Raw genomic sequence first — 2,183 nt, forward strand, 5'->3', positions numbered from 1 at the left:
AAGCCGGATTGATCGCAAGCGGAAGATTGCTGGGAGGTGGGTCAGGCCTATCGCCTCTTTGGGCAAGGTGTCGAGACCGGGCAGTCCGTACCAAGGCTTTCAGCCCAGGCACGAACGGCTTCGTGATCCACCACACGGCCGGCATTCACATCGGCCAATGCTTCCCGCGTGAGCCGCTCTTGCTCTTTGGAGTTCCCGCTTTCCATCACAGTCACTTCCTCATTTGAACAGCTCTGCGATGTCGGTCATTGGCCGGAAGAACTTCATCGGCTGATCCGGGAATGGCAGAAAACTCTCGCGTTGATAAAAACCGCGTGCACTTTCGTCCTTGGCATCGACGACAATCGCGAACGAAGCAATCTCGCTCCTGATGCAACGGGACAGAGCGTCAGCCAGGAGATATCGGCCGTAGCCCTGCCCCCGATGCCGCCTGTCGACAGCGAGGCGTCCTAGCAACGTGGCCGGAATGAGCGGATAGCGGGGAAGCTTGCGAACGGTTTGGGCAGGCCATTCGCCGATGGCTACGGCGGTTGCGGACAGCGTGTAATACCCGGCCACGGACCCGTCCGGCAAAACAAGAACAAAGGGTGCCGCGACGTTCTTGCGCGCATCCTGCCCGGCCTGCACCCTGAAATACCGATCGAGCGCCTCTATGCCGCTCTCGAAAGATGTCCTGTCGTGCTGCAGATCAAGCACTTCGACCCGAAGAGCCCCCTCGGCCGAACTGCTCACCTTTAGGTACCGGTGGCTTGACGATAGTGGCGCACCGTCTCACGCAGACGATCATTCACGGGTTGCGGATTGATCAAAGCATCCACGAAGGCGCGACTATCGCGGACGGAAAGATCGAGGCGCTGATGCTCCTCGATCGCTCGGCGGGCTGCTTCCTGGATGCTGGTCAGCACAAAATCCGTCACCGTCCGGCCCTGAAGTGCGGCTGCGTGCTCGATAAGATTTTTCTGATCGGCCGTGAGGCGCGCTTCCAAACGCTCGCTACGGACGCGGCTGCGAGGTGTATTCAAAGCGGGTGAAGTCATCTTCGTCTCCTGGCGACAATGTACGGCCAATGGCCGTAAATTTCAAGATTTATCTCACGCGCAGGCGTGGAACATCAGGGCCGCTCGCCGTCCCTGCTGCGCGACCAAGATCATGATGTCGCTAAACATATCTTCGATGGAACCGTGGTCGCGCCCGGCGTGCCGAAGATCGCTTACCAGTTCCCGGACGGAACCTATGTCGATAGCGCCATGGATGCGCGACATGACCCAACCCAGTGATGGAAATGTTTCGCACGTCTGGATCGTCGTGCCGTGCGTATTTCAGGCAGACATCTTGCGCGAAATACAAGTCGTCGTGCCGCGATATGCTGAGGAAAGCCCGGATCCGCTGATGCACATCACCATACAGCAGGTCCTTGTAAGTCTTCGAACTGACGAGATCCCAAGCTCGTCGTAGATTTGCCGGTCAAAGCCCCTCTTTCGCGGCCTCCGCCAGGCGCGCCGCGTACCGCGCCATGGTGTCGATCTCGAGATTGACGCGGTCGCCGGCCTTGCGCTCGCCCCAGGTGGTGACGGTCAGCGAGTGGTGGATCAACAGCACGTCGAAACGGGTTCCCTCGACCCTGTTGACGGTGAGCGAGGTGCCGTCGAGCGCAACGGAGCCTTTCGGCGCGATGAATTTCGCCAGATCGCGCGGCGCTTCCAGCGTGAAGCGCACCGCGTCGCCCTCATCCTTGCGCTCGACGATCTCGGCGGTACCGTCGACATGGCCGGAAACGATGTGGCCGCCGAGCTCGTCGCCGATCTTCAGCGCCCGCTCCAGATTGATCCTGGTGCCCGATTTCCAACCCGCCGCCGTCGTCAGCCTGAGCGCCTCCTCCCAGGCCTCGACCTCGAACCAGCGCGCGTTCGACCCGCTGTCGGGCAAGGCAGTGACCGTCAGGCAGACGCCACCGCAGGAAATCGAGGCGCCAATGGCGATGGTCTTGGGATCATAGGCGGAGTCGATGCGCAGTCCCACCCCTTCCCGCAGCGGCTTGACGGCGGCCACGGTGCCGATATTGGTGACAATCCCGGTAAACATCGATCTCTATCCCTGAAAATCCCTGATCCATTCGGCGTAGCCGTCTTCGCCGAACCGCATCTCGCGCAGCTTGCGAAAACCTGCCGGGATATGGTCGGCGT

General features: G+C 60.7%; 4 protein-coding genes. 1 reads left to right on the forward strand and 3 read right to left on the reverse strand.

Going from position 1 to position 2,183, the window contains the following annotated elements:
* Nucleotides 1-219: 219 nt before the first annotated feature.
* Both EOA36_RS33915 and EOA36_RS33920 read right to left on the reverse strand, forming a co-directional pair.
* Complete coding sequence (locus tag EOA36_RS33915; RefSeq protein ID WP_127281066.1) at nucleotides 220-732, reverse strand: GNAT family N-acetyltransferase; 513 nt, start codon at nucleotides 730-732, stop codon at nucleotides 220-222.
* Between the two features lie 2 nt (nucleotides 733-734).
* The gene (locus tag EOA36_RS33920; RefSeq protein WP_127281067.1) at nucleotides 735-1,037 is read right to left on the reverse strand and encodes a DUF1778 domain-containing protein; all 303 of its coding nucleotides are present in this window, start codon (nucleotides 1,035-1,037) and stop codon (nucleotides 735-737) included.
* A 66-nt stretch (nucleotides 1,038-1,103) separates the two neighbouring features.
* On the opposite strand from EOA36_RS33920, the gene EOA36_RS37555 reads away from it, so the two are divergent.
* Nucleotides 1,104-1,277, forward strand: coding sequence for a hypothetical protein (locus tag EOA36_RS37555; protein WP_189343630.1), 174 nt, complete (start codon nucleotides 1,104-1,106; stop codon nucleotides 1,275-1,277).
* 187 nt (nucleotides 1,278-1,464) lie between these two features.
* On the opposite strand, the gene EOA36_RS33925 is transcribed toward EOA36_RS37555, so the two are convergent.
* Nucleotides 1,465-2,082, reverse strand: coding sequence for a riboflavin synthase (locus EOA36_RS33925; protein WP_127281068.1), 618 nt, complete (start codon nucleotides 2,080-2,082; stop codon nucleotides 1,465-1,467).
* Between the last annotated feature and the right edge of the window lie 101 nt (nucleotides 2,083-2,183).

Source organism: Mesorhizobium sp. M8A.F.Ca.ET.021.01.1.1, assembly GCF_003998025.1.
Taxonomy (GTDB): Bacteria; Pseudomonadota; Alphaproteobacteria; order Rhizobiales; family Rhizobiaceae; genus Mesorhizobium.

Bases quoted from the DNA above. Each gene is read 5' to 3' on its own strand.
- EOA36_RS33925 (WP_127281068.1), bottom strand. From the start codon at position 2,082: ATGTTTACCGGGATTGTCACCAATATCGGCACCGTGGCCGCCGTCAAG.
- EOA36_RS33920 (WP_127281067.1), bottom strand. From the start codon at position 1,037: ATGACTTCACCCGCTTTGAATACACCTCGCAGCCGCGTCCGTAGCGAG.